We start from the raw sequence: 24,321 nt of genomic DNA on the forward strand, positions 1-24,321 counted from the left end.
TACCCGGTTGGCGGATCTTCTCACCGATTGACGGAGGCCTACCCGGTAGCCGGACTCATGAATATGCTGTGATTTTTTTTGCAGATATGCTATAACCGGGCATGCTTCAGATATTTCTCTCCGCTTTTGCGGGATACTTTGTGATTGTCGACCCTATAGGGGTTTCTCTGGTATTTCACGCACTTACAGACGGCCGGGAACGATCATATACCCGTAAGATGGCTGTGAAAGCCGTGGGCATTTCCCTTGTACTGGTAAGCGTATTCGGATTATTCGGTAAAGTCTTTCTTGAAAGCCTGGGGATCGGCATGGATGCCTTCCGTATTGCAGGGGGACTTCTCCTGTTCTACACCGCATTTGGAATGATCGTGCACCCAGGAGAAGAGGAATCCCGAGAGATTCCTGACCGAAGCCCCAGGGATATTTCGGTGTATCCCCTGAGCATTCCCATGATTGCCGGTCCCGGAGCGCTGACGTATACGGTTCTGGAATTCTCCCGGAATTCGGGCACTATAGAGACCTTATTGCCCCTTTTCCTTGCAATCATCAGCGTCTATGCAATTGCTCTTGTAATGTTTCTGGCCTCAGGAAGAATAGCACAGGCCGCCGGGCATACGGCGAATAATGTGTTTAAGCGGCTTCTGGGCATTCTGCTTGCTTCCCTGGCAATCCAGTTCATTATAGACGGGGTTGGGGGAGCCTTTCGGGGATTTACAGCCCTTCCGCTTTCTTAGTTTGCGATTCTTTGTAAGCGGTTCTTCATAAGCGATCCCCGTTCCCGAAGGCCGAGGTCTACCCCGGCCTTTCCATCGGATCGGGTTCATGTTTCCGGCACCGTAAGTTCATCCCAGGAACAGGACCGCACGGCGCGCCCTGCCAGCTCCTCGGGATAATGGGTAATAATAATCGTTGGCACCGGTTTACGGGAATGGAGCAGAAAGAAACGGTCCCAGATTTCATCCCGTGCACTTTTGTCCAGATTATTAAAGGGTTCATCCATAAGCAGCGCTCTGGGCCGGATATACCATGCCCTGGCCATGGACAAGCGTTTGCGCATCCCGCCGGAAAGCTGGCTCGGGAAGTGATGATAATACCCTTCCAGCCCCCAGAGATCCAGCATCTGTGCCGCCCGGTTGATATCTGCCGGAGCAGGTGAAGGAAGTACCGGCAGCAGAGTGTTCCCCAGGGCGTCCCGATGTTCCAGAAGGAGATCGTCCTGAAACAGCATTGCCAGTTCAGCCGGTCGTTGAACGCTGCCTTCGCTGGGAGTATACAGTCCGCCTATAGTTTTTAAAAGCGTGGTTTTTCCGCATCCTGACTGGCCATGAATTACCAGGGGTTCTTTGGGGGATACAGAGAAACTGACTCCCCTGAATATTTCATCTCTTCCGAAGGATGCCCCCAACCCCCGCACCTGAATGCCCCTATCCAGCGAGTTTTCAGCCTCTCCTGTGGGAGCTGGCCGACGGAGGAGCATAGATTTGGAGAATGCATTGGTGCCGGTCCCGGCTCCCGGCTCGGGATCGGTATGGATATGGGCCGCGGTATGAATATGGGGTGCGAGATCTGTATGGGGTTCAGGATCGGGGCTGTACTTCCTCTCAGGGAAGCTGTGGCGCAGAACCATCCGGATGCATAGAGAAAGGACGGCCATGCTCAGAAGGAACAGCAGCGCCCAGGCGAAAAAGCGGGTTACATCAAAAAACTGATAAAACGAATTAATACGCCTGCCGAACCCGTTTTGGGCGGCGAACCATTCGGCCACCATTGCGCTCTTCACAGCAGTCATTAGTCCAAGATGGGCGTTTGTTTTTAATGCTGGCAGAAGGCGGGGAATATACAGCTCGGTCCATACTGTCCGGGGTCTGTTGTTATATATCCTGAAGAGTTGGTATTCATAATCTTTGATCTGACGCCGTGCTTCCACAATGTGACTGAGGAGCAATGGAGTGGTTACCAGAAACGCCACCGCAGGCGCAGCTGCGCCACGGGTTCCCAGCCACAGCACCAGGGGTGTGATCCAGAGCAGAGGGGGTGCACCCTGGAGCAGAAAAACAGGAAAGAACGAAATTCTTCTACTGAAGCCGCTGCCTCCGATGAGCAGTCCAAGGGGGATGCTGAGAATCCAGGCGGCAGCAAAGCCCAGAAATGCCCGGGATAGGGTCCTTGAGACTTCAACCAGAAAATCCGCCATGAGCCCCGGCGAGGCAATTATATCCAGGACGGCAGCGGGGCCGGGAAGCACTCCCGGCCCGGCAAGCAGGCTTCCTCCCCACCAGAGGAGAAAAAAGAGTACAAGCCCCGCAGAATATTCTGCGATTCTCAGCGGGAGCGAATGCTTTCGCCCCTCTTCCCCATCAATATTGGTGGAATTCCGCACCCGGATCCTCGATTTTCATTATGCGGGCATAGAGTTGAATGAGGTCTATCTCCTCCGCTTCTTCAGGAAAATCAAAAAGTGCCTGCTGTAATCCCCGTTCAATTACCCCTGGAGGAAGTTCAAAAAACGCCGCATATTTCTCGGCATATGAAGCAGGGTCTTCCAGAAGCCTGGAGCTTATATCCTCCAGCCGGTTTCTCAATTCGTCCAGTTCTCCGGCCAGTTCTGCGCCGGTTTTCTCCAGGGCAAAAACACTTACCTGAGGGCTGCGCAGTTCTCCCCCGGACAAAATTGCATAGCTTTCCTGGATAGTCTGGAAACGATATGCATTTCCTGACGCTTCAAGCTTGCTGGCAATGGGTTCAACCAGTACCGCTGCCTCCGCCTTGCCCTGAACCAGGAGTCCCGCAGCCTGGGGAAACGGGGCGTATGCCAGCTCGATTTCATCCTTGAGCCCCAGCTCTTCCAGCAGAGCCGAAATCTGTACTTCAATGGGACTGCCCTCGAAGGGTACATAAATGGTTTCCCCGCTCAGCTCTCTCAGGTTGGTTATCTCCCGGGATGTCATAATTGAAGAGATACCCCATACATGGCCGAACAGATACCGAATATCGCCCGCAGCCTGATACCTGTTGTAGCCCACGGTAAATCCTGACGCGAGCAGGTCAACCTCCCCGTTCAGTAGCTGCCCGAGTGCCTGGGGATGATCGGTAAAAGCCTGTCCGCTGTACTCCTCCGGATAAAGTTCTACCAATTCCAGAAACGGGATTGAACTGATAGTCCTGGGATAGGCCATGGTAATTTTCCGATCCATCTCGGTTGACGGTGATGCAAAGAGCAAGGCCGGGATCACTGCCATTAAAAACAATGTTGCCATATATTTTTTCATAAATTTCTCCTTATAAACATAGCCGGCCAGGTTGTGTATTTACCCGCCGGACGTTCTATCATATTCTTACGTAAGCGCTGGGTGTTCCACAGCCCGTACTGTTAGATTCATCCATTCATACGTACAGAGGACATACTACACATGAGCAGCAAAATGAAAAAGCCCCATCTACTGCTTCTGCACAATGGTTTCCAGAATGCCGGTACCTGGAATGGGCTGTTGTCCGAACTGAGCACCCGTTTTCAAACCCATGCGCCTAATCGCCACGGGTATGATCCACGGGATGAATTTGTATTTCCCGACAGCGGAGCGGGCGATAGAATGGACAGCATAGAATCGGGGCGGCAGGAGCTGGAGCAATGGATTGCCGCCCACATCCCGGAGGATGAGGAATATTTCATTTGGGGACATTGTCTGGGAGGTGCAATCGCATCCTCCCATGCATCAGATTCCCCCCGGGGACTGAAGGGGCTTCTCTGTGAAGCCACCGGTTTCTTTTCCAATGAAACCCTGGCCCACAAGGCTGAACTGCTGGTGCCTCCATTCAATGAGCTTCCTCCGGAAATTCAACAGGCGTTCGGGGAACAGCACGGACATTCACGGGCTGAACGTTTATGGCAGATTATCAGCACCCACAAAGACAGCTATATTATGAATCCTGACTATAGCATTCTCAAACTTCTGAAAAATATTCAGGTGCCGGTTATTCTCTGGCAGGGAGATAAGGATGCCTATTTCACTCCCGAGCACAGCAGGAGAGCCCTTGCTCAATTAGAGCAGGGCCGGCTGCAGATAGAACCCGGCGGCAGGCATGACATGCATAACCAATATCCGCTGAAGGGTATTGAATTGATTAAAGATCTTCTCACCTGAGGCGAACTATCCGTCGTTCTCCAGAAACCCGACGGGACGCCCGGGGTTACCCTTGTCTGTGAAAAGTGATGGCAGTGAGATCAGTGCTGACAGTGACCGGAGTGTCCCTGGTGATCCCCGTTATGATCTCCGTGCTCCACACACACCCCGCTGTCTGTACTGAGATTGAGGCTGCCGGAAGAGTAGGCGGACATGAGGGCATCGAGACGTCCAGGCGCCTGCACCGGAAACCGGCAGGCAATACCAGCCGCCTCAAGTTTGCGGATTGCTCCCCGCCCCATGCCCAGGCAGACAACACTGCTTACATTCATGGAAAGAAGCTCTTCCACCGGTGCACAGCCCTGACTTTGTCGGGTTGAACAATCGAAGAACTCAGGCTCGCTTGATGATGTATCGAAAATTGCAAAAAAAGGCGCGGAACCGAAATGGCCCGAGAGGGGACTGTCCGCTCTGTTTTGTAAAACCGGTACGGCAGTTTTCATATGTGTACTCCTAATATATTCCGGTAAAGGTTTAGATATACCAACCGGGTGTTCACCGGGGTCCGGATTCTGATGCTGCGGCCTGCAACACCCCATTCTCCCCGCAATGATCCAATGCATTAATCGCCAAGGCGTCCCCGGCAGTAAGGGCAACGGCGACCTTTTTCCGGGCGGATTTGATGATCAATCCGAATGACTGGCGGGAAACACCCATTCTCTCAGCAGCATCTGCATGATACAGCCCCTGAGCGTCAGCCAGACGGAGGGCTTCGAACTCATCCAGTTCAAGAGTCTGCACCGTCAACTCCCGCATCGGAATTCCCCTGGGTTTAAAGAACCGGGATCCGGGATTACCTGATATTTTCCTGCAGCCCTTCTTTCTTGGCATATGCCAATTATATCATCCAAAAAAACCCCTGTCCAGCTCGGGGGACAGGGGTCTGCAGGAAGGCGCGATTTCAGCTATCTTCCCGGGCTGCAAATCTGCCGTTCTTTAAATTCACCGGAATCAGGGCGGGAGTAGAGGCTTGGAAGCGGGGGTAATCAGGATATTTTGACGCGGTAATGCTCTCGGTGAATGCCGTGGAACCCACAAAAAGGGCGCTGAGCAATACCACACCGCTGATACTCCAGTGAAACATTGTACCCTGTACGGATGCGGCAAAGATATACAGACTCCACCACACTCCCAGCTCACCCAGATAATTGGGATGCCGGATAACCGAGAACAGCCCGGAGGAGAGAAACCCCCGGGAAATGTCTTCCTTCCATGGATAAGCATCCAGCCACCGAGCATCATTGGTGTTGAGATCAGGCGGGTTCTTTTTGCTCAAAGCTTTGGCCCGGTGAAAATCCCACTGCTGCTGGTCCGCCACGGTCTCCAGTCCGATGAAAAAGAGCATGGCTGCAAGAGCTGCAAACCCGGCCGGAGGAATAGCCGCAAAATAGGCGGCCGGATTCCCGGATACCGCTGAGCCTATTGGAACCAGGCTAACCAGGGGAGCGGTGAAAAGTATAAACAATCCGATCTGAAAACCGCAGATAAACAGCAGATTGAACAGCTGCCACAGCCACTCGTTTCCGATCCGTTCTCGGAGAATCGGCCAACGGTAGTCTTCCATTCCACTGTATCCCCCTCTCCGGGCGAAATTGAAGGTGAGTCGCGCTCCCCAGAGACTGACCACCAGTACCGGCAGAAGCAGCAGGGGAGAAAAATCGGCCTTCAGCGCATATATCCAGGAAAAAAGAACCGGAGCAGTACTCCACAGACGGTCCACCCAGGAATAATCGGAAGTGACCAAACCAAAGAGAAAACTCATACCTGCCAGAGACAGTGATATGAGCAACACCAGTTCCAGAGAAGAAGCCTCCCTGAGAACCTGATCAACGGATCCCGGGTACAGCAGAGCACCCAGGGCTGCGAACAGAACCGCCGCAGCTGCAAGCATCAATAGAAATCGTTTCATAAGAGGATATATTACCCCCTGCCTATGCCAGTTGGCAAGATTCAGGTATGATACAGCCATGAATCAATTGCCGGGTCTCATTACTTCCTTCGGATTCGTGTTTATCATCATGGCCGTATCCAGTATTCTTCTGGCAGGAAAACGTCTCAGCCCCTCCGGTGCACGGAAGTTCATTCACATTGGGGTGGGCCATTGGTGGTTTATCGCCATGTTTACCATGGAAGATCTGGGTATAGCCGTAATCGGTCCGTTGTTTTTCATCTTCGCCAATTATTTGATATACCGCACGAAGATTCTGCCGGCAATGGGAGAAGAAAAATCCAATCCGGGTACCGTTTACTACCCGGTGACTCTGCTGATTTTGGTGGTTCTCACATGGAGTACGGAGGTTCCCAAGTGGGCGGGGGGAATGTCGATAATGATCCTGGCATGGGGAGACGGCCTGGCAGCGCTTATCGGTGAGACAAAAGGCTCCAGGGGGAAAAAAATCCCGGTTCCAGGCGGCGAGAAGAGCCTGGCCGGAACCCTCACCATGTTTGCTGCATCCCTTGGGGTTGCACTGATAATGCAATTCCTGTTTTCGGGAAACAGAGCCGTACCGGAAATTATACTCTTCGCTATAGTTATCGCCGGAACTGCAACATTGGTGGAACTGTACACTCCCCTGGGTCTGGATAATCTGACGGTTCCCCTGGGCACGGCGCTGGTATTCCGGATCCTGTCGGGACTGGCTGCTTAGGAGTTGGGATGAACGATTTTTTGATGCTCGGACCTATTGAAAATCTTACCACGGCATTTCTGCTCATACGGATTGCCGCAGCGGGAGCAGCCAATCTCCTGCTGGCATACATCGCCTACCGAAAGGGAAGCGTAGATGAATCCGGCGCGGCGGCAGGATTTATTCTTGGGTTCGCCATTTATCTCGGCGGCGGATTCAGCGCGTGGTTTGTGCTGGGGCTCTTCTTCGTTAGTTCCTCGTTGCTCAGCAAGCTGGGAAATCATCAGAAAACCATACTTGAGCAGATCCACGACAAGGGCCACATCAGGGATGCATGGCAGGCAGGCGCAAACGCCGCCCCGGCGGCGCTCTGTATGCTCGGCTTCGCCGCAAGCGGCTCCATGGTGTTTGCCGCCGGATTTCTCGGTTCAATGGCTTGCGCCGCATCCGACACTTGGGCCAGTGAGCTGGGAGTTCTCTCCTCAGCAAAGCCCAGATCCATTATCAACTGGGAGCCCCTCCAGAAGGGACAAAGCGGTGCGGTTTCCCTCCAGGGAACCCTGGCCTCCGCCGTAGGTGCAACGGCGATGGTCCTGGGTGCAGCACCTTTTCTCAGCCTGCTCCCCGGAGCTTTTCTCTGGAAGGTTGTCGCCCTGCCTGCTGCGTTGAGCGGCTTTCTGGGCAGCCTGATAGATTCCCTTCTGGGAGCCACAGTCCAGGCTCTCTATGAGGATTCGAAGGGGAATTACACCGAGAAACGCTATGAGACCCTCTATTCAGAAAATCGAGGTGATATCAGAATGGCCACCCGCCTGGTCAAAGGATACAGCTGGATTACCAATGATATGGTGAATATCATATCTAACAGTGCAGCAAGTCTTTTGGCAATCTTCGGGTATCTCATTCTCAGCTGAATCTGGCCGCCCAAGCCGTCCGGCTGCTTCCCGGCCGTACCCCCGCTGGACCCCGGCTGCTTCCCGGCCGTACCCCCGCTGGACCCCCGCTGCTTCCCGGCAGTACCCGGGCGGATGCTTCCCGCTGCTTCTGGGCTGCAGCGGGCAACATCAGTCTCCAGTTTATCGATGGTCTGCCGTGTACCGTCAAAATGGGCCGAACCCGATCTGCACCGCAATGAACATGAACAGCAGGGAAAATCCCGCCATAATAACCTGAAGGGGAATGGTCCATTTCAGCCATTTGGTGTAGGAGACCACCGTAAAACTGAGGGCTATGAGCAAGAGGGGGTTTGTGGGAAAGACCATATTGCTGAACCCGTCGCCGTATCCGAAAGCCAGGACCGTGGTCTGCCGGGTAATCCCCACCAGATCCGCCAGAGGCACCAGGATGGGCATCATTAAAAACGCCTTGGCGGAAGCTGAACCAATAAAAAAGTTCATGACCAGGGTAATTCCGTATATTAAGAGTACAGACTGGAAGGGATTGGCCTGTTCAATGGCATCTGCGGCCATAAAAAGCAGGGTGTCGGTAACCATTCCCGAATCGATAATATACTTTACGCTGTAGGCAAGCATAATCAGGAAGGCTCCGGGAATGATATTCACCCCGCCTTTGAGAAATATGTTGAGCACCTTGCCCAGTCGGTGTCCGCTGAACACCCCTGCTCCGAACCCGCCGATGAGAAACATCAGTCCCATAAGGGGAAAGGCGAGAAACCCCAGGTCGGGAAAAAACGCCACCCCCAAAACCACAACAAGGGCTATCCCGATCCAGACGCTGAACCATATCAGCCCCCGGCGAACCAGGTGAATATGGGTGTCGGAAAAATCATGAATTTCCACATCTCCCAGCTTTTCGTCATCGCTGTGGCAGGGACTGGATTCGGGATGCTTTTCCACCTTTTTTGCATGCCGGTATACGAAAAGGAATAGAGCGGTATATACCAGAACAAAAAAGATAATCCGCAGCCATGAACCGCTGAATAAGGGGAGATCGGCAATGGTTTGGGCTACTGCGATGGTAAAAGGATTGGAAATGGCGGCGGCCAGACCGAAGGCCATGGGCAGAAGGCTCATCCCCAGCCCCGTCAGACTGTCCCAGCCCAGGCGCCGGGCCATGGGAACTACGAAGATGATTACCGGAACCAGACCTTCATATATGCCCAGCAGTGACGGCAGGGCCATGAAAATAAAAATTGTCACCGCCATGAGTACATATTTATTTTTCTGAAATTTATCTATGAGCATCTGGACCAGCAGATCCATCACATGAATCTGCTCCAGAATGGTAATGGACCCCCCCACAGCGAAGAGAAAAAGGATCAGGGTTATGAGGGTAACATTGCCCTCGGTAAACAGAATTTCAAGGGGAGCGGTGAACCAGCGCCATACAGGATAATCGGGCTTCTCCACCTCCTGGTAGGAACCGGGAGTAATCAGGCTGCGGTCTTCAAGCTGCACCCGTTCATATTCCCCCGAGGGCAGATATACGGTAAGAAGCCCGCTGACAATCATCAGTCCCAGCAGGATCAGCACTGCAGTTGCAAAGGCTCGGGCTCCGATTTTTACAGAGCTGTTCATTGTTTCTGGCATTCAAGTTCCTTCCCGGGGTGAAACGCGCTCATCCGGTACATATGGATATGCAGGGCTCCCGGTGAATATACAGGGCTCCCGGCCCGGCATTTTTTATTGAAATACGGTTTCATGATATTTCAGATTATAGCGGTAAAATTCCAGCATGCCCCGGAAATTTTCCAATGATATTCGTTCATCCGGATTATGGATCAGGGAGAGTTCCTTTGAATCCAGTTCCATGGGGACAAAGCGGAACACATGATCGCTGAGATGGGCGTAATGCTTGCTGTCTGTGGCTCCGGTCATAAGATAGGGCAATGCGGCGGTGAACCCCTCACGAAAACGCAAAGCATCTGCGCAGAATCGGAGAAACCTGTCAGTACTTCCCCTGCCGGGGCCTCCGGCGAGCGCTGATGCATTCACTGTTTCCGGGGAGCTTACCGGATCATTGGCCTCTGCGGCATTGGCGATGCTCACTTCAACCAGGGGATCCCTGATAATCCGGATGCATCTGCGCCTGAGCTTCTCAATGTTTTCTCCGGGGAGAATGCGTACATTAATGTTCGCCCAGGCATCCGCCGGCAGGACGTTCTCCTTGCTGCTGCCCGCCGCCATGGTGGGAGCCAGAGTGCTTTGAATCATCGCCCGGCTGTCATCTCCTCCGGCCAGCACCCGTTTTACCAAGGGAGCAAATAGCCAGAGATTCGCCATCACAATTTTCAGGGCAACACTCTGGTACGGCACGGTGCGCCGGAAAAAACTCCGGAGGCTGGGTATAAGTTTCCGGGGTTGGCGGGAAGCCTCCAGCCGGGCGACCGCCCTGCTGACCCGGCCCAATGCGGTTCGCTCCGGAGGAGTGGAGGCATGCCCCCCGGATGAGCGGGCTGTGAAGCGGAAATTCACGAAACCTTTCTCCTCTATACCCACCAGTGCCGCCGAACCGTGGACTCCCGGGATCATATTCCGGGCAATAATGCCCCCTTCATCGAAGGTCCAGGCAAAGCGGATTCCCTGCTCCTCAAACCAGCGGGCCATGGTCATGGCACCCCGGCTGCTCTCTGTCTCTTCGTCCCCGCCGAAGGCAAACCAGATATCCCGACGGGGTTGAAACCCTTCCCGGTGAAGGGAATAGGCTGCTTCCATGAGGGCTATGAGAGAATTCTTGGTATCCAGGCTGCCCCTTCCCCAAATATGCCCGTCCTTCTCCAAGGCGGAAAAGGGATCTACAGCCCATTGCTGACCTTCAACCGGAACCACATCGTAATGGGCGGTATATAACAGGGGCAGCCCCCGGGAATTCCCTTCACTTCCCGGCCAGCGGATGGCCATACCGTACACATCGAAATACTGTATCTCACAATCCTTTAACCAGTGGGCATAGCGCTCTCCAAGAAATTTCTGAAATTCCTGAAACACCGTAACATCATTCCGGGAATAATCGCTGTAGCTTACGCTGGGAATTCTCAATGCACGGGAGAATGATTCCTTGGCCCGGGAAAAATCCACCTCAGGTTCATCCCGGGGATCGGGGGATTGGGGACGCGCCCCCCCCTCATATACATCCTGCCGTGACAAACGAAGGGTATTCACCACAAGAACTGAAGCAAGAACCAGGATGGGCAAAACAATGGAAAGCAGAATAATCATGAAGCCTCTCTGTGTTAATAAACCTGATGTGGTTACACACCGGATGGGGTCAAAAACCGGATTGGAAATATCGGCATCTGCATCCGGAGTAATCAAATGCAGGAACATAATACGCCGGAAGCTGCTTTTAGGTAAACCGCGGTTCAGGAATTACGGTAAACCCATTCACTCCATCACTGAACACCAGGGATGAATCATACTCAGCGTGATACAATGCGGCCACTGCACACAAAAGGGCATCCAGTGAATCTTCAAATTTTTTATACCCGGCCCTTGGTGAGCCGCCGCCGGAATCCAGGTCCGGAGGCTTAGGCAGCTCCCCCCGAATGCCCGACTGCCTGAGCAAAGAGAGAATTTTCCGGGCCCCGGCAAGGGCAGAGTCTAATCCGGCAACTGTTCGGATTTTATGGGCCGAGGGCGGTATTCCGGGAAACAGGCTTGCTATTGCCGCCGCCGGATAGGTTTCGCTCAGGGACCGGGGAAACTCCCCCACAGCTGAGCGCCTGAATTCTTCGGCAAGACGTTCGCCCCGGATCCCTCCGTAACGCCTAAGCATAAAATTCCGGGAAGTGGCGAACATTTTCACATGGGTGCCGTGGAAACTATGGCGCATCAGCATTGAGTCCACCGCCCTGCCCCCCTCCTGGTTGCCAACCACCAGCGGGCTGTCCACACAGGTATGCACAGGTTGATATGTTTCTAAAAGCCGGACCAAATCCTCGTCGCTCCACTTCCCCGAGCTGCAGAACACCACCTCCCCGGTCTGGGAAAGAACCGCAAGCCCGCTGCTTCCCCCGGCGGTCCATGCAAGATCGATGCCCGCATAGCAGCGGCAGCGGGCAACAGCGTCGGGCATCTTCCCAGTTGCAGCGTTCATTACTGAACGATAATCTTCCGCAGCCGCTTTATCGCAAGCCCCCCCATCAGCAGGGTGAAAACCAGAACATAACCGTAGTCAAAAAGCAGCCACAGATCGTAGTCGTTGAACACAAAGGAGCGTACGATCCGGGCCGAATGTGTCAGAGGGAAAACCTGGGCCACACCCTGCAGCCATCCGGGAAGCTGATCCAGGGGAAACACAATGCCTGAGAAAAAAAACATGGGGGTGAGAAGACCGGTAAAATAAAAATTGAAATGGTTGATGGTCTTTACAAATGACGTAATAAACAGCGAAAGGGCGGCAAACATCAGCCCCGTGAGAAAGCCTCCGATGGGGGCAAACACCGCCGTCCATGATGATACGAACCCCAGAATGGTTATCACAATGAGCACCGCCGCACTGAAAAACAGACTCTTGGTGCCGGCAAAAAGCATCTCACCCAGAAACAGATCGCGCACATTAATCGAGGAGGAGATCATCCCGTCATAGACCTTATCAAACTCCATCCGGATGAAGGTACCGAAACTGCATTCGAAGGCTGCGGTGAACATGGCAGGGGGAACGATGATTCCCGAAGCGAGAAATACCACATAGGGTACATCTCCAATAAGACCCACATAGCCTCCGAGGCCCAATCCGATGCCTGCCAGAAAAATTAACGGTTCAAGAAACGGGGGGATCCCATTGCTGATAAGATTATTGGTATATACCTTATAATGACGAAACCAAACGGAGTAGATGCGCCGGAAAAACCCCGGAACCGCTGAAGCCGCCGGAGTGTTTGCTGAAGCACTCGTCGATGTATTACGCATTAATGCATCACTCATGTAACGCCCTCCCGGTACTCTTTAAAAACAGATCTTCCAGATTCGACTGCCGAAGATAATAATCCCCGGGATTCAATGTTTCGCTGATTTCCTCAAGTTCTCTGTGGGAGTTGGAATAAAACAAGAGCCGGATGTTGTCCTGTTCTCTCCGCACTGCCTCATTCTCCCGTATTTCACCTGTATTTTCCATGTTATGGATCTCCAGCACGTAGCGCTCCATATTGTCATCAATCAGAGTTCTGGGATTTCCCTGAAGAATTTTCTCCCCCTTATGCATGATGGCCAGCTCATCGCAGAGCTGAAAGGCCTCTTCCATGTAATGGGTGGTGATAAGAATGGTTACCCCGCGGTTGAGCAGCTGCCTTAACTTGTCCCAAATATGATGACGCACCTGGGGGTCCAGCCCGGTGGTGGGTTCATCCAGAATCAGAAGCCGTGGATTATTGATAAGCGCCCGGGCAATAATTAGGCGACGCTTCATTCCTCCGGAGAGTTCCCGAATTTTCGCAGTTTTCTTCTCTCCCAGCTCCATGAACTGCAGCAGCTCATCGATCCTCCCGCTGGCCTGGGCACGATTCATTCCGTAAAACCTGCTGTAAATCAACAGATTATCCAGCACGGTAAGCTCAACATCCAGATTATCTTCCTGGGGGACAATTCCGGTGAGATATTTAATCTCAAGTTCGTGATCATCAGGATCAAATCCCAGAACCTCCACGCTGCTGTCGCCTGAGTGACTTCGTTCATTCTTTCCATAGAGAATCTTCATCATGGAGGTTTTTCCCGCACCGTTGGGTCCCAGCAGACCAAAGCATCGGCCTGTTCCCACCTGAAAATTTAGATTTTTCACCGCATGAAAGCTGCCGTAGTACTTATTTACGCCCTCTACGCGGACAGCGGGTTCATCGGCTCCGGGCCCTTGACGCTCCGGCTGTGTTTCCTGCATCCCATCCTGATCAGTTTTCGACTGCATACTTTCGCTTCCTTTTTGGTTCTGACGTTATGAGCTTATATCCGGATATCCTATATCGATTTCCGATCTCCCGCCTGGTGTCGGCATCAGGTAAGTAACGAAGTATTCTCGCAGATTTACCTCCCTTTTTTCAATCACCAGAAAGATGTGGAATAGTATTTATTCCTGAGTTTTTTTATAATATAATTGCGCTATAATTATCCTCAAAGTCTTCTTTAAACATTATGGAGGAAAATTATGAAATACATCGTAAAGATCATGAGTCTTCTCGCTGCGGCTGCCCTTCTCGTCTCCTGCAATCTTTTCCTGGGATCCAATGGCGGAAATGAACCATCCGGGGCGTTGGTCAGCGGGAAATTCAATCTGTACAACACTGTAGGCCTGAGTTTCGGAGAGACATGGATCGTCGTGATCGATGACAACGATAACTTCGCCGACGGCATTGTAGAGATGGACAGCGGAACCATTCTCAAGAGCGCAAGTGAATACTCCTACAGTTTTTCCTCAATCCCTGAGGGTACATATTTCATTTACGGTTTTATAGAAAGCTCTGACGGGATCAACGGTGAGCCTGATCTGGGACTGCCATTCACCGATGAAAATGACAATTCCTTCGATGACCGGCTCGAAGATATGAACGGCGATCCGGGGATTGTGTATTTTGATATTACCTACGAGCATATGGGATTTTATGGGGGCCTCACCGAAGCAGAGCTTGATGCAGAGGTTTCCGGTTCCACCAAAATCGCTCCATCCTCGGCAAACGTGGAAATCACCGATGAGCAAATCAGCGACCAGCAAATTGTCATTCCCGATTCACAAGAATTCAACGTCTTCTTGGGACCCAGCTGATTCTCAACTCTCATCAGGAGTTGGCACACAACAAATCTCCCGGATATACTGGGATTCCCCGCCGAAAGGCGGGGAACTCACAGAATTGCCGCCCGATATCCGGAGAGACCCCATGGAAAAAACTGAAATATTGATTCCCCGTTCCCAGGATGTGGATTTAAATTCACGTCTCAGAATCAATGAACTGATGAACTACCTGGCGGACTTCGCCAGACGGCATGCGGATGAGCAGAATTTCGGATTCTACAGCATGGCCGACAACGGTCTCTACTGGGTACTTCATAGCATGAAACTGGAGATCCACCGTCTCCCGCTCCTTGATGAGCCCCTGACCTCCACAACCCGGGCCTGGTTCCAGCGGGGATTGAGGGCACAGCGGCAATTCAGCCTGAGCACCCACACTACTCAAACAAAAGGTACTCAGGCCGCCAAAAACCCTGAGACCGGGAGCGGCTCGGGCATGAAGAGAGACCTGATCCGGGCCCACAGCCTCTGGCTGCTTATCGACGGGGAACGGAAACGTCCGGTGCCCATCCACAGCCAGTTTGAACCACAGGGCGAACCCATGTTCGATGCAGGTGAATTGAGCGCTATTGAAGGAGTGCCAAATCCTGATAAATTGGGTCCTGAAATGGCAGACCCGGAGAATCTATCCGCCGATGCTCAATTCAACAGGACCGTAGCCTACTCCGACGTGGACGTGCATCAGCATATGAACAACTCCCGCTATGTGGCCCTTGCCCTGGATTCCCTGCCCATGGAAACCTGGGAATCTACCCGCCCCATGAGCGTAGAAGTGAGCTTTCTCAAGGAATGCTTCTTGGGAGATGAAATTACCGTCAAGCGTTTCACGAATGCCCGCGGACACCTTGTTCAGTGTTTGAGGGACAGCCAGCCGGTATTTACCATGAAGCTGGTGCACCGAAGCTTGTAAAACGGATCAGCTGAAACCTTTCACCATATCATACAGGGATTGGATATCCCTGGTATTGGATTCTATGGAATCAGCAGTCTCTGCGAACACGGCGGACTGTTCTTCTATTGAATTATATACCTTTTCAACCTTGTGCTCGGCGTTCTGTAACTGTTCCACCAGTTTTAAAAGTCCACCGCTAATGCTCTCAATTCTGGAGTCCGAGGTTTCGGCGGATTTGCTGATACTCTTAGAATTCCTGCTGAGTTCCTGAAGATGTTCATACATGAAATTAGACTTATTTCCCAGGGACGAAATAACTTCTATGGTTTCATTCAGACCGCCAGTGAGTGCATGGAGTTCCTGAAAACTCTCTTCCATCTTTTCTGCAGTCTTTCTGGCCTGAATTTCGCTTGAATTGATCTCCTGAACGATGCTCTTTATAGATGCGTCAATATTCCGTGAGTTCTCTCCGGTCATTTCAGCAAGCCCTCGTATTTCGCCGGCTACCACGGCAAAACCCCGTCCTGTATCACCCGCATGGGCCGCCTCTATTGCTGCATTCATAGCAAGAAGATTGGTGCGTTCGGCGATATCATTAATCACATGCAGAATATCAAGAATCTGTTTGGAGCTTTTTTGAATCCCGATCATCTGGTTTACCGAGTTTTGAATTGATTTCCGGGCTTCATCCGAGGCTTTTTCAGTGTTCTGTACAGCCACAAGACGCTGTCGGCTCTTGCTCATCTCTTCGTTCAGTTCAGATGCAATTTCCTGATTTTCCGCCGTAATGCTCTCGGTTGAGTTTTCCTGTTCCAGGATATTTTTTCCCGTGGCATGGATGAAATCCCGTACTTCCCGGGAGTGATCCAGATAATCCCGGCCGCTCTCTCTGATACTTTTCATCAACTCTATGATCTGACGGCTGCTTTCCTCGGCATGAACCACGGAGTTTCTGGCTTCCCGGCTGAGTTTTTCAAGGGTAACCGAGCGTTCATTACTGGAGACCGCCAGATCCTGAATTTGGTGAATATCCTGTTCAATGCCTGAATAAATGTATTAAAACGGCGGGAAATATAACCGAGCTCATCCCTGCTGGAGATATTCACCCCTGTTTCCAATCGTCCTTCACCCTTGGAAAACACGGTAAAGACTTTGCTGAGACCAATGGTAAGCTCCTGTACAGGTTTGGTAATCTGCCCGTCGATCAGTATCAGATTAATCGCCGATAGGAGCAGTACAACAGATCCTGTTATCACAAACTTTCGGGAGAAAATTTGAAAAAGGTTTCCGCCATCCTCTTTGTACAGTATTGCCAGACCGGCAATCAGAAGCGTTAAAAGGGAACCGATGATATTCAGCAGAAAACTGATTATTAACTTATGTCTCAGGCTGAGAAAGCGATGCTTGCCGCTTACATCAAGCCTGAAACTGAAGCGTTCCAAAGCTTTCACCATGAGAATGAAAAACGGAATCGTAAACAGCAGAATTAAGGGTATTCCCAGAAGCTGGGCCAACAGGTACTCAAATCTGTCAAGAAAGGGGCTGACACTGACAGTTTGCCCCAATAATGCCGCATTAGGACCTGCCACACAATAGATACTCATGAGAAGAAAGAACAGCAGCGGTACTTTATTCACTGCCCGGATCCCCGTGAAAACCTGATCTTTTTTCGGCTTCTCATAAGATAGAACTACAACGATTTTTTTAATCTGATGCCTGATAAGTAATATTGTTCCTCCTACAAAAATGAGAATATAGAGCCAGATGAACGGCGACAGCATAATTCTTAAAAGCTCTTGGGGACTCCAAATATTCAAATATGTCCCCGCACCCAGCCACACCACGGGAGGAACCATAAATGCAGCGGTCAGCCACATCATCACCCTTGAAGCATCATGACGTATGCCCTGTTTCAATTCATCCATATGTTTTTCCTCTGCCCTGGCAAAGCCCCAGCTTCCATATAAATTATCTTATATAGATTTTAGTGCAAACGGCACATATTGAAAAGCTATTTTGTTAGTGCACCGAAGCTTGTAAAACAGGATTCCTGCTTCCGGGCACCGTCTATGGTTCGGCGAGCGGGTCAGTTAGCGGGTCACCAGGAGGCGATAAAACCGTCGCACCTCTTTTCCGTGGCCCCGATAAAACCTCCGTCTTTCTCCCGGAGAATCATTTGGCCCCGTCCGAAATGGCCTGAGTCGGATTCCAGTACAGCATCATGCCCCAGACGCCTCAGAGCGTTGCAGCTCTCCTGCCCGAAGCCGGCTTCCAGCATGACTCTTCGCTCCTGCATCCACTGCCAGCGGGGGGCGTCCAGCGCCGCCTGAGGGTTCAAGCCGTAATCAATGAGATTCTGCACCACCTGAAGATGCCCCTGGGGCTGCATGAAGCCCCCCATTACACCGAAGGGACCCAGGGCACGCCCGTTCCGGGTCAGGAAACCGGGAATGATGGTGTGAAAGGGCCGCTTGCGGCCTTCCAGACGGTTGGGATGTCCCTCCTCCAGCGTAAAATTATGCCCCCTGTTCTGAAGGGCTATACCATAGCCGGGTACCACCAGGCCGCTTCCAAAACCCATGTAGTTACTTTGAATAAAACTCACCATCATTCCCGAACTGTCCGCAGCGGAAAGATACACCGTTCCCCCCTGTGGCGGCGTGCCCGGCGCAGGATCCCCCGCCGACTCTCCAATGATGGCCCGTCTCGCCCCAAGATATTCCGGGTCCAGCAGGTTTGCGGCCGTGTGAGCCATATACCCGGGATCGGTCACGTAGCGGGTGGTGTCTGAAAAGGCAAGTTTAATGGCCTCAATACCCCGGTGCATGTCGGCGGGTACTCCGTGGGCGGAGAGGGTGTCGCCGTTAAGCATCCCCAGGGCCATGAGGGCGGTAATCCCCTGGCCGTTGGGGGGGATTTCCCAGATATCATAGCCTTTGTAGCTCATGGAGATGGGGTCCACCCAGGAGGGTGTGTATTCCCCGAGATCTTCCCCGCTCATATATCCGCCGCTTTGCCGGCTGAAGGTCAGGAGGGCATCCGCCAGGCTGCCGTCGTAGAGGGAACGGAACCCTTCGCGGGCGAGTATTTCCAGAGTCTTCAGCTGATCCTGGCTGCTCCAGGCCTCACCGGCTGAGGGGGCTCTTCCCTCGGGAGCGAAATGATCAAACCAGTGCCGGAAGGCAGGATCATCGGGAAGATGTTTCCGGTAGGCTTTCACCGCCCGCTCCCAGTTTGCCGCCACGGTGGGAGGAACGGCTACTCCGCCCTCTCCCTCCGGCCTTCTGGAGAAGCGGGACAGAAGGGGCTCCAGCAGTTCAGCGGGGCTGAGGGTCCCGAATTTTTGAGTGAGCTCGTGCCAGCCGGCCATTGCCCCGGGTACGGTTACCGCATCCCAGCCGAACGGGGAGATTTCTTTCCGCCCCTTATTCAGCAGAGCGTCTGCACTGAGGGCGGCGGGGCTCCAGCCGCTGGCATTCAGGCCATGAAGTTTGCTTCCGTCGTGAATAAGTGCAAAGCAGTCTGCGCCCAGACCGTTGGAAGTAGGTTCCAGCACCGCAAGGGCGGCTGCCGCTGCCACTGCCGCATCCACGGCGTTCCCGCCCTTCTTGAGAATATCCAGCCCAATATCCGCCGCAGCGGGGTGGGAGGTTGCAACCATACCCCGGCGGGCATATACGGGGTTCCGTTTTGATGAAAATGGGTTATAGTGGGGATCATAATTCATAATAGAACCCAATATACAGAAGGGCGGGGATTATGGATAGCATTCCGGATCGCCCCCCATCCTGACCAGGTATATTGAGAATACATACAGGTGGAGAAATACAGATGGAAGTGAGTCTTGTATCGATCATCGTGATTATTGCCGCAGGAACCGCTGCGGGGTTTATTAATGTGGTGGCCGGGGGCGGAAGTCTGATCACCGTGCCAACCCTGATCTTTCTGGGCATTCCTCCGGTAATGGCAAACGGAACCAACCGCATCGCAATCCTGAGTCAGAACGCCCTGGCGGTGGGACGCTTCCGCCAGAAGGGATATTTCCCCTGGAAGGCCGGGCTAACCCTGGGTATCACCGCAGCAGCGGGAGCCCTTGCCGGCAGCATGATCGCCGTAGAGATTTCCGGAGAACTGTTCAGAAAAATTCTTTCGGGTGTGATGATCATGGTGCTCATTCTGACCCTCCTTGGAAACAAGAGAAAACAGGCGGGAGATGAGATTATCCGGCGATGGTGGCTGCTCGTTCCTGTGTTTTTCCTGGTAGGGATATACGGCGGCTTCATCCAGGCGGGTGTGGGATTCATTATTATCGCTGCATTTTCTCTGATCAGCGGAACCAATCTGGTGATGACCAATGCCATGAAGGTGATGGTTGTATTCCTCTACACCATCCCCTCCCTCATAGTCTTCATTATCAACGGAGAGGTGGCCTGGATTGCCGGTATCGCCCTGGCTGTTGGAAATGCCACAGGCGGATGGCTGGGCGCCCACTTCTCAGTTCAGAAGGGAGACAAATGGATCAAGGTGATTCTCACGGTGACCGTGCTGGCCATGGCCGTCCGGCTGTTCTTTTTCAGCTGATATCAAGATTCCGGCAAAATGATCCTGCATTAATATCACCAAAAAGTATCAAATTATCGTTTGAAGGAAGGAAGCAGATGCTTACATTAATTAGAGAATTTTTTGACACACTGAACGACGACTACATGAAGGTGCATAAAACCAAGGAAGATCTTTTCTGGACCACCTACATGGGAACCGGCGGGGATCGTCAGGAATTTTCCCGTGCAGAACGCGCCTGGAACGACTTTATTTCAGATCCCCGGAAGCTTGAAGCCGTACGGGAGAAGCTGAATCAACTTACAGATATTTCACCCGGCTCTGAGGAAGAACGCCGGGAAAAAAAGGAACTGGAAACCGGTCTGAACGGCTGGCTGGAGCTGTTTCAGGCAAATGTCATCGAGGGCGAAGAAGCCGCTGCGTTAATGAAACAGGTGATAGACGATGCAGCTGAACTGTTCGAGCGCCGGGGATCCTACAAGCTTGCTTACACAGATGCCCAGGGCCGGGAACAGGAAGGCAGCCTTCCCAGCCTGATGACCAACATCAGGACCAGCGACAGCGAACAGGAGCGGAAAAGTTCCCACCAAGCTTTGTTGGATCTTGAGCAGTGGGTGCTGGAAAACGGCTTCCTGGAGCTGGTGAAGCTGCGTAACCGACTTGCACGGAGTATGGGCTACGCCAACTACTTCGAGGCCTCGGTTCGGAAAATAGAGCATATGAGCGTGGATGAGCTGTTCGCCATTCTTGAAGATTTCGAAAGCCGTACCCGGGAAAGAAATCTGACCTCAATAGAAGAGCTGAAAAACCACAAGGGGAAACAGGCTCTGGAAGGGCATAATTTCAGCTTCAGCATTGCAGGGGATGTGATGCGAGAGATGGACCCCTACTTTCCATTCTCCCGATCGCTGGAACGCTGGATCACCTCCTTCAGCAGGTTGAACATCGGTTATTCCGGAGCGGAGCTCACCCTGGATCTTCTGGACAGGAAGGGGAAATATCAGAATGGATTCTGCCACGGTCCCATTCCCGCATATTTCAACAATGGAACATGGGTCCCGGGAAAAATCAATTTTACCAGCAACGCCACTCCATCTCAGGTGGGAAGCGGCTACCGGGGTATCAACACCTTCTTTCATGAAGGAGGACATGCGGCCAACTTTGCAAACGTAAAAATGAACGCCCCCTGTTTTTCCCAGGAGTTCGCGCCCACATCCATGGCCTACGCGGAAACCCAATCCATGTTCTGCGACAGCATTCTGAACGACGGAGACTGGCTGAAACTCTATGCCCGGAACAATGAGGGCCGGGTTATTCCCGATGATTTAATCCGCAGCTATGTGGAATCTCAGCAGCCGTTTCGGGCTTTCGGCGAACGCAGCATTCTGGTGGTTCCCTACTTCGAACGGGCACTCTATGAACTAAAAGACGAGGAGCTCACCCCCGAGCGGGTAACCGCCCTAGCCCGTTCTACGGAAAAGCATATTCTGGGATTGGAGGTAAGCCCCCGCCCCCTTTTAGCAATCCCCCATCTTCTGTCTAATGAATCGGCCTGTTCCTACCAGGGGTATCTGCTGGCCCACATGGCGGTATTCCAGACCCGTGCCCACTTCATGAAGGAATACGGATATCTGGCGGATAACCCCCATATTGGTCCGCTCCTGGCCGAACGGTACTGGATGCCCGGCAACAGTCTCACCCACGACGAAACCATCCGCTCACTCACCGGAGAAGGGTTTAACGCCAAGTATCTGGCTGATGTCTGCAACATGGATGGAAGCCAGGCATGGGCTGCGGAAGAAGAAAAAATTCGAAGCCTGAGCACCCGTCCCGCCCCGAAAGAAGGCAATCTGGACGCCCGGATCACCGTGGTGGACGGTGAACGGGTATTGGCCGATAACGGGGAATCCAATGAAAAAATGTGCGAAGACTTCCGTAACATTATTGAAACGGAGTTCATGAGTTAGTCGGAGGATACGCGCAGAGAATTTGTGTTGCAGCCGCATTCAGAAATCATGAGAATTCTTGAATGCGGCAGGACATTTCAGCCCCACCCTTAAATCCGGAAGGGGGTAGTTCACTCACCGGATTCTTATGGTTGTGTTAGTAACTATTCGCAATTTTTTGAAAGATATATGCATATGCGTATTGGGAAAATTTCTCCCCGATCATCTTCTTCTGTACTTTTTCCAGATCAAAATCTGATCCGTCTTTTTTCGTAATATAGCCTTCTATTCCTTCGGTTTTAATTCTGAATTGTTGGTCTTTTCTCAGAATCACTCCCAAACATGTATAATCCGGATCCGATAACGCCAGGGTTGCATCGCCATGACTGTTGTTCGCAATTACAATACCCCGCTCTTTTAATAGCGTTTTGCACTGTTGGGAAATAAAGCCCGCATAAAAAGAAAACATAATGTCGTAGGATTTTTCTTTGAGATCCATCGCTTTTGTAAAATCTTTCTGCAACCATGTAAGCTTCGGCTCAGTATCATACATCTTCTGTTCGTTAATATATTCAAGGGTGGTTGGATCAGAAAAGAAAGAATTGATTCGTCTGTCGTTATCAATAAATGTCATTTCCCTGATATACAAGGCAGGGGTGAGGTGAACAAAACTGCCAGGATAAATTCCTGATTCCGGCTTGAATTCTTCCGAAATAATTTGAAAAAGATGCCGGCGCTCATCACCTTTTTTTATAAAAAATTGATCATACAGTTTTGGAATCATGCTTTCTCTCTTTGCTTCTTTACTATAGTGTACAAAATTCCACGAAAACATTACAGCCAATGGGGTAGCGAGTTTTCCGCATCCGTAATCCGAAGGCATGGGGAGGATACTACATGGGCACAGAGCAGATGATATTTCCCGTTTTGCCGAGATACGGAACAGAGCCTTTTCCGCCCTCAAAGGATCAAAAGCGCTGCCCGAGCAGCTGTTTCATACCATGGAAAACCAAAGCTCCCACCGTCCGGACCTGACCCTGGCCGCAGAAATCGACGGTAAGCTTGTAGACATTATCCGTGCCGTAGAAGATGAAGACCAGGACGGCGCATCGGCATTTATCGGCCCCCTGGCAGTGGACGAGGAATACCGTGGAAAGGGTCTCGGCCGGGCGTTGCTGCCTGAGCTCCTGTATTCTCTTTCAAACGTTACCTCTGAGAAAACTCCATATTCCTCTCGGACAGCAGTAACAATACCGTAGCTTTGAGCAGCGGATTTCTCATCCACATCAGTCATTATTCTACAGCGTCGTTGCGGCGGTATTCCCGCCCGGCGTCATCCCGAAATATGAACTTATACTCAACAAGATAGCGGCGGATGGTTGCCACGTCGGCGAAAACCGGTTTGAGAAGCTCGGTGACCTCCTTGTCGCTGTAGACCCGACCCTTTTCGAACAACCCGGCCAGAACTTTCAAAATCACCAGTTTGGCTTTCTCTTTCCGGGGAAATTTGAGGACTTTGATGCCCGAGCTGCGGTCCAGATGCTTTTCTTCGATTTCCCGGGCTTCTGCGGTGGTGATAAGCACCCGGTCATCGGTAATGGGCATATCGTGGTGAAAGACTACCAACTCTTCGGCTGCATTTCTCGCCCCATTCGATTGGTTTTCTGCGTTGCGCTTCATTTCTGCCAGCTCCATAACTGCCAGAAACAGGCGGGCTTCCCGCCGTTTTTTCTGGAGGTTAAAACGATGATTCCGGACGGTGGACGCCGCACGGTTCCCCAATTCCCTGCCCAGTTCCCGGTCGCTGATGCCGCCGGCCATGCCCCGGATTACCTGCTGCTGTATTTCAGATAAACCATGGGCGTTTTTCCCCATGTCGAGCAAGGCAGACAGTCGGTCTCCGTGGGCAGACTCACAATGCAGCTGAGCTGCCTTCCGTGCATCGCAATAGCGCTGATTGTCGCCCTCTGGGGCGCAGGAATACATAAACCCTGACTGGAAACTCTCGCCACAATGGATGCAGCGGTAATTTTGTGCTTCACGGTCGAACTCGTATCCTGTAATCATAGACATTACCTGTTTTTTATCCATAATATATTAGACATAACTTATTTCGTTTGTTTATACAAGGGCTTTTACTGCTTTAAACCCAGACAGAAGAAAATTGGGTTTTAAACCTGTCCGGGAAATGCTTTCAAGAGAGAATCGACATAAAGTAAATTATGTTTTTTTCCGGCATGGATTTATAGAATCAGCGCAGCCAGAGACAGGGTTCGTTTTGGACTGCGTCATTAGTCGGTAAAACCCTTCCGCCACAGAAACAGGTGCAAGGGTTTTAGGCTGCTTTTCTCAATGCAGAACTATTTACTGAAGTGGACCGA

The 24,321-nt window shown here is 52.0% G+C and carries 24 protein-coding genes; 9 read left to right on the forward strand and 15 right to left on the reverse strand.

What is annotated here, in order from left to right; genetic code table 11:
- The first annotated feature begins 101 nt into the window (after positions 1-101).
- Positions 102-734 carry a MarC family protein gene (locus AC52PS_RS13440; protein WP_495563588.1) on the forward strand — a complete coding sequence of 211 codons (633 nt, stop codon included), beginning with the start codon at positions 102-104 and terminating at the stop codon, positions 732-734.
- 86 nt (positions 735-820) lie between these two features.
- On the opposite strand, the gene AC52PS_RS13445 is transcribed toward AC52PS_RS13440, so the two are convergent.
- Together AC52PS_RS13445 and AC52PS_RS13450 are read right to left on the reverse strand one after the other, a co-directional pair.
- Positions 821-2,380 (reverse strand): ATP-binding cassette domain-containing protein, encoded by a 1,560-nt coding sequence (locus AC52PS_RS13445; RefSeq protein ID WP_495563589.1) that lies wholly within the window; start codon positions 2,378-2,380, stop codon positions 821-823.
- Positions 2,358-3,269, reverse strand: a complete 912-nt coding sequence (locus AC52PS_RS13450; protein ID WP_495563590.1) for an ABC transporter substrate-binding protein — start codon at positions 3,267-3,269, stop codon at positions 2,358-2,360. The genes AC52PS_RS13445 and AC52PS_RS13450 overlap by 23 nt, the downstream gene beginning before the upstream one ends.
- Before the next feature lie 141 nt (positions 3,270-3,410).
- Between AC52PS_RS13450 and AC52PS_RS13455 the strand changes: the two genes are divergently transcribed.
- Positions 3,411-4,142 carry an alpha/beta fold hydrolase gene (locus AC52PS_RS13455; protein ID WP_495563591.1) on the forward strand — a complete coding sequence of 244 codons (732 nt, stop codon included), beginning with the start codon at positions 3,411-3,413 and terminating at the stop codon, positions 4,140-4,142.
- Between the two features lie 80 nt (positions 4,143-4,222).
- Here the strand turns inward: AC52PS_RS13455 and AC52PS_RS13460 are convergent, their stop codons facing one another.
- The 3 genes from AC52PS_RS13460 to AC52PS_RS13470 form a co-directional block, all read right to left on the reverse strand.
- On the reverse strand, positions 4,223-4,624 hold the full coding sequence (locus AC52PS_RS13460) for a NifB/NifX family molybdenum-iron cluster-binding protein (protein WP_495563592.1): 402 nt from the start codon (positions 4,622-4,624) through the stop codon (positions 4,223-4,225).
- A gap of 52 nt (positions 4,625-4,676) precedes the next feature.
- Entirely contained in the window at positions 4,677-5,012 is a 336-nt protein-coding gene (locus AC52PS_RS13465) for a DUF134 domain-containing protein (protein WP_495563593.1), read from the reverse strand.
- Between the two features lie 70 nt (positions 5,013-5,082).
- A complete protein-coding gene (locus AC52PS_RS13470) occupies positions 5,083-6,090 on the reverse strand; it encodes a DUF1295 domain-containing protein (RefSeq protein ID WP_495563594.1) in 1,008 nt (335 codons plus the stop codon).
- 58 nt (positions 6,091-6,148) lie between these two features.
- Between AC52PS_RS13470 and AC52PS_RS13475 the strand changes: the two genes are divergently transcribed.
- On the forward strand, positions 6,149-6,829 hold the full coding sequence (locus AC52PS_RS13475; protein WP_495563595.1) for a diacylglycerol/polyprenol kinase family protein: 681 nt from the start codon (positions 6,149-6,151) through the stop codon (positions 6,827-6,829).
- Positions 6,830-6,837: 8 nt separating this feature from the next.
- Entirely contained in the window at positions 6,838-7,722 is an 885-nt protein-coding gene (locus tag AC52PS_RS13480; RefSeq protein WP_495563596.1) for a DUF92 domain-containing protein, read from the forward strand.
- Between the two features lie 186 nt (positions 7,723-7,908).
- On the opposite strand, the gene AC52PS_RS13485 is transcribed toward AC52PS_RS13480, so the two are convergent.
- From AC52PS_RS13485 to AC52PS_RS13505, 5 genes are all read right to left on the reverse strand, one after another.
- A complete protein-coding gene (locus AC52PS_RS13485) occupies positions 7,909-9,357 on the reverse strand; it encodes a YfcC family protein (protein WP_495563597.1) in 1,449 nt (482 codons plus the stop codon).
- A gap of 93 nt (positions 9,358-9,450) precedes the next feature.
- Positions 9,451-10,986: a M20/M25/M40 family metallo-hydrolase gene (locus AC52PS_RS13490; protein WP_495563598.1), complete on the reverse strand. Its 1,536-nt coding sequence runs from the start codon at positions 10,984-10,986 to the stop codon at positions 9,451-9,453.
- A 127-nt stretch (positions 10,987-11,113) separates the two neighbouring features.
- Positions 11,114-11,863, reverse strand: a complete 750-nt coding sequence (locus tag AC52PS_RS13495; protein ID WP_495563599.1) for a DUF429 domain-containing protein — start codon at positions 11,861-11,863, stop codon at positions 11,114-11,116.
- Positions 11,863-12,693 (reverse strand): ABC transporter permease, encoded by an 831-nt coding sequence (locus AC52PS_RS13500; protein ID WP_495563600.1) that lies wholly within the window; start codon positions 12,691-12,693, stop codon positions 11,863-11,865. The genes AC52PS_RS13495 and AC52PS_RS13500 overlap by 1 nt, the downstream gene beginning before the upstream one ends.
- Positions 12,686-13,666: an ABC transporter ATP-binding protein gene (locus tag AC52PS_RS13505; protein WP_495563601.1), complete on the reverse strand. Its 981-nt coding sequence runs from the start codon at positions 13,664-13,666 to the stop codon at positions 12,686-12,688. Before AC52PS_RS13505 ends, AC52PS_RS13500 begins: the two co-directional genes overlap by 8 nt.
- 237 nt (positions 13,667-13,903) lie before the next feature.
- Between AC52PS_RS13505 and AC52PS_RS13510 the strand changes: the two genes are divergently transcribed.
- Positions 13,904-14,518 carry a hypothetical protein gene (locus tag AC52PS_RS13510; RefSeq protein WP_495563602.1) on the forward strand — a complete coding sequence of 205 codons (615 nt, stop codon included), beginning with the start codon at positions 13,904-13,906 and terminating at the stop codon, positions 14,516-14,518.
- 112 nt (positions 14,519-14,630) lie between these two features.
- Entirely contained in the window at positions 14,631-15,452 is an 822-nt protein-coding gene (locus AC52PS_RS13515) for an acyl-[acyl-carrier-protein] thioesterase (RefSeq protein ID WP_495563603.1), read from the forward strand.
- 6 nt (positions 15,453-15,458) lie between these two features.
- Here the strand turns inward: AC52PS_RS13515 and AC52PS_RS13520 are convergent, their stop codons facing one another.
- From AC52PS_RS13520 to AC52PS_RS13530, 3 genes are all read right to left on the reverse strand, one after another.
- Positions 15,459-16,337, reverse strand: coding sequence for a methyl-accepting chemotaxis protein (locus AC52PS_RS13520; RefSeq protein ID WP_495563604.1), 879 nt, complete (start codon positions 16,335-16,337; stop codon positions 15,459-15,461).
- A gap of 5 nt (positions 16,338-16,342) precedes the next feature.
- The gene (locus AC52PS_RS13525) at positions 16,343-17,359 is read right to left on the reverse strand and encodes a methyl-accepting chemotaxis protein (protein ID WP_495563605.1); all 1,017 of its coding nucleotides are present in this window, start codon (positions 17,357-17,359) and stop codon (positions 16,343-16,345) included.
- A 173-nt stretch (positions 17,360-17,532) separates the two neighbouring features.
- Positions 17,533-19,161, reverse strand: coding sequence for a gamma-glutamyltransferase family protein (locus AC52PS_RS13530; RefSeq protein WP_495563606.1), 1,629 nt, complete (start codon positions 19,159-19,161; stop codon positions 17,533-17,535).
- 104 nt (positions 19,162-19,265) lie between these two features.
- Between AC52PS_RS13530 and AC52PS_RS13535 the strand changes: the two genes are divergently transcribed.
- On the forward strand, positions 19,266-20,015 hold the full coding sequence (locus tag AC52PS_RS13535; protein WP_495563607.1) for a sulfite exporter TauE/SafE family protein: 750 nt from the start codon (positions 19,266-19,268) through the stop codon (positions 20,013-20,015).
- 77 nt (positions 20,016-20,092) lie between these two features.
- A complete protein-coding gene (locus AC52PS_RS13540) occupies positions 20,093-21,961 on the forward strand; it encodes a M3 family metallopeptidase (protein WP_495563608.1) in 1,869 nt (622 codons plus the stop codon).
- Between the two features lie 136 nt (positions 21,962-22,097).
- On the opposite strand, the gene AC52PS_RS13545 is transcribed toward AC52PS_RS13540, so the two are convergent.
- Positions 22,098-22,823 (reverse strand): hypothetical protein, encoded by a 726-nt coding sequence (locus tag AC52PS_RS13545; protein ID WP_495563609.1) that lies wholly within the window; start codon positions 22,821-22,823, stop codon positions 22,098-22,100.
- On the opposite strand from AC52PS_RS13545, the gene AC52PS_RS13550 reads away from it, so the two are divergent.
- Positions 22,822-23,199, forward strand: a complete 378-nt coding sequence (locus AC52PS_RS13550; RefSeq protein ID WP_495563610.1) for a GNAT family N-acetyltransferase — start codon at positions 22,822-22,824, stop codon at positions 23,197-23,199. The two genes, AC52PS_RS13545 and AC52PS_RS13550, sit on opposite strands and share 2 nt — an antisense overlap.
- A gap of 34 nt (positions 23,200-23,233) precedes the next feature.
- Here AC52PS_RS13550 and AC52PS_RS13555 read toward each other — a convergent pair whose 3' ends face one another.
- Positions 23,234-24,013 carry a DUF2087 domain-containing protein gene (locus AC52PS_RS13555; protein ID WP_495563611.1) on the reverse strand — a complete coding sequence of 260 codons (780 nt, stop codon included), beginning with the start codon at positions 24,011-24,013 and terminating at the stop codon, positions 23,234-23,236.
- Between the last annotated feature and the right edge of the window lie 308 nt (positions 24,014-24,321).

Source organism: Salinispira sp. (assembly GCF_059431795.1).

Bases quoted from the DNA above. Each gene is read 5' to 3' on its own strand.
- AC52PS_RS13450 (WP_495563590.1), bottom strand. From the start codon at position 3,269: ATGAAAAAATATATGGCAACATTGTTTTTAATGGCAGTGATCCCGGCC.
- AC52PS_RS13530 (WP_495563606.1), bottom strand. From the start codon at position 19,161: ATGAATTATGATCCCCACTATAACCCATTTTCATCAAAACGGAACCCC.
- AC52PS_RS13535 (WP_495563607.1), top strand. From the start codon at position 19,266: ATGGAAGTGAGTCTTGTATCGATCATCGTGATTATTGCCGCAGGAACC.
- AC52PS_RS13505 (WP_495563601.1), bottom strand. From the start codon at position 13,666: ATGCAGTCGAAAACTGATCAGGATGGGATGCAGGAAACACAGCCGGAG.
- AC52PS_RS13500 (WP_495563600.1), bottom strand. From the start codon at position 12,693: ATGAGTGATGCATTAATGCGTAATACATCGACGAGTGCTTCAGCAAAC.
- AC52PS_RS13495 (WP_495563599.1), bottom strand. From the start codon at position 11,863: ATGAACGCTGCAACTGGGAAGATGCCCGACGCTGTTGCCCGCTGCCGC.
- AC52PS_RS13475 (WP_495563595.1), top strand. From the start codon at position 6,149: ATGAATCAATTGCCGGGTCTCATTACTTCCTTCGGATTCGTGTTTATC.
- AC52PS_RS13455 (WP_495563591.1), top strand. From the start codon at position 3,411: ATGAGCAGCAAAATGAAAAAGCCCCATCTACTGCTTCTGCACAATGGT.
- AC52PS_RS13480 (WP_495563596.1), top strand. From the start codon at position 6,838: ATGAACGATTTTTTGATGCTCGGACCTATTGAAAATCTTACCACGGCA.
- AC52PS_RS13550 (WP_495563610.1), top strand. From the start codon at position 22,822: ATGGGGAGGATACTACATGGGCACAGAGCAGATGATATTTCCCGTTTT.
- AC52PS_RS13440 (WP_495563588.1), top strand. From the start codon at position 102: ATGCTTCAGATATTTCTCTCCGCTTTTGCGGGATACTTTGTGATTGTC.
- AC52PS_RS13545 (WP_495563609.1), bottom strand. From the start codon at position 22,823: ATGCCTTCGGATTACGGATGCGGAAAACTCGCTACCCCATTGGCTGTA.
- AC52PS_RS13460 (WP_495563592.1), bottom strand. From the start codon at position 4,624: ATGAAAACTGCCGTACCGGTTTTACAAAACAGAGCGGACAGTCCCCTC.
- AC52PS_RS13540 (WP_495563608.1), top strand. From the start codon at position 20,093: ATGCTTACATTAATTAGAGAATTTTTTGACACACTGAACGACGACTAC.
- AC52PS_RS13465 (WP_495563593.1), bottom strand. From the start codon at position 5,012: ATGCCAAGAAAGAAGGGCTGCAGGAAAATATCAGGTAATCCCGGATCC.
- AC52PS_RS13515 (WP_495563603.1), top strand. From the start codon at position 14,631: ATGGAAAAAACTGAAATATTGATTCCCCGTTCCCAGGATGTGGATTTA.
- AC52PS_RS13470 (WP_495563594.1), bottom strand. From the start codon at position 6,090: ATGAAACGATTTCTATTGATGCTTGCAGCTGCGGCGGTTCTGTTCGCA.
- AC52PS_RS13490 (WP_495563598.1), bottom strand. From the start codon at position 10,986: ATGATTATTCTGCTTTCCATTGTTTTGCCCATCCTGGTTCTTGCTTCA.
- AC52PS_RS13555 (WP_495563611.1), bottom strand. From the start codon at position 24,013: ATGTCTATGATTACAGGATACGAGTTCGACCGTGAAGCACAAAATTAC.
- AC52PS_RS13510 (WP_495563602.1), top strand. From the start codon at position 13,904: ATGAAATACATCGTAAAGATCATGAGTCTTCTCGCTGCGGCTGCCCTT.
- AC52PS_RS13520 (WP_495563604.1), bottom strand. From the start codon at position 16,337: ATGAAAAGTATCAGAGAGAGCGGCCGGGATTATCTGGATCACTCCCGG.
- AC52PS_RS13485 (WP_495563597.1), bottom strand. From the start codon at position 9,357: ATGCCAGAAACAATGAACAGCTCTGTAAAAATCGGAGCCCGAGCCTTT.
- AC52PS_RS13525 (WP_495563605.1), bottom strand. From the start codon at position 17,359: ATGGATGAATTGAAACAGGGCATACGTCATGATGCTTCAAGGGTGATG.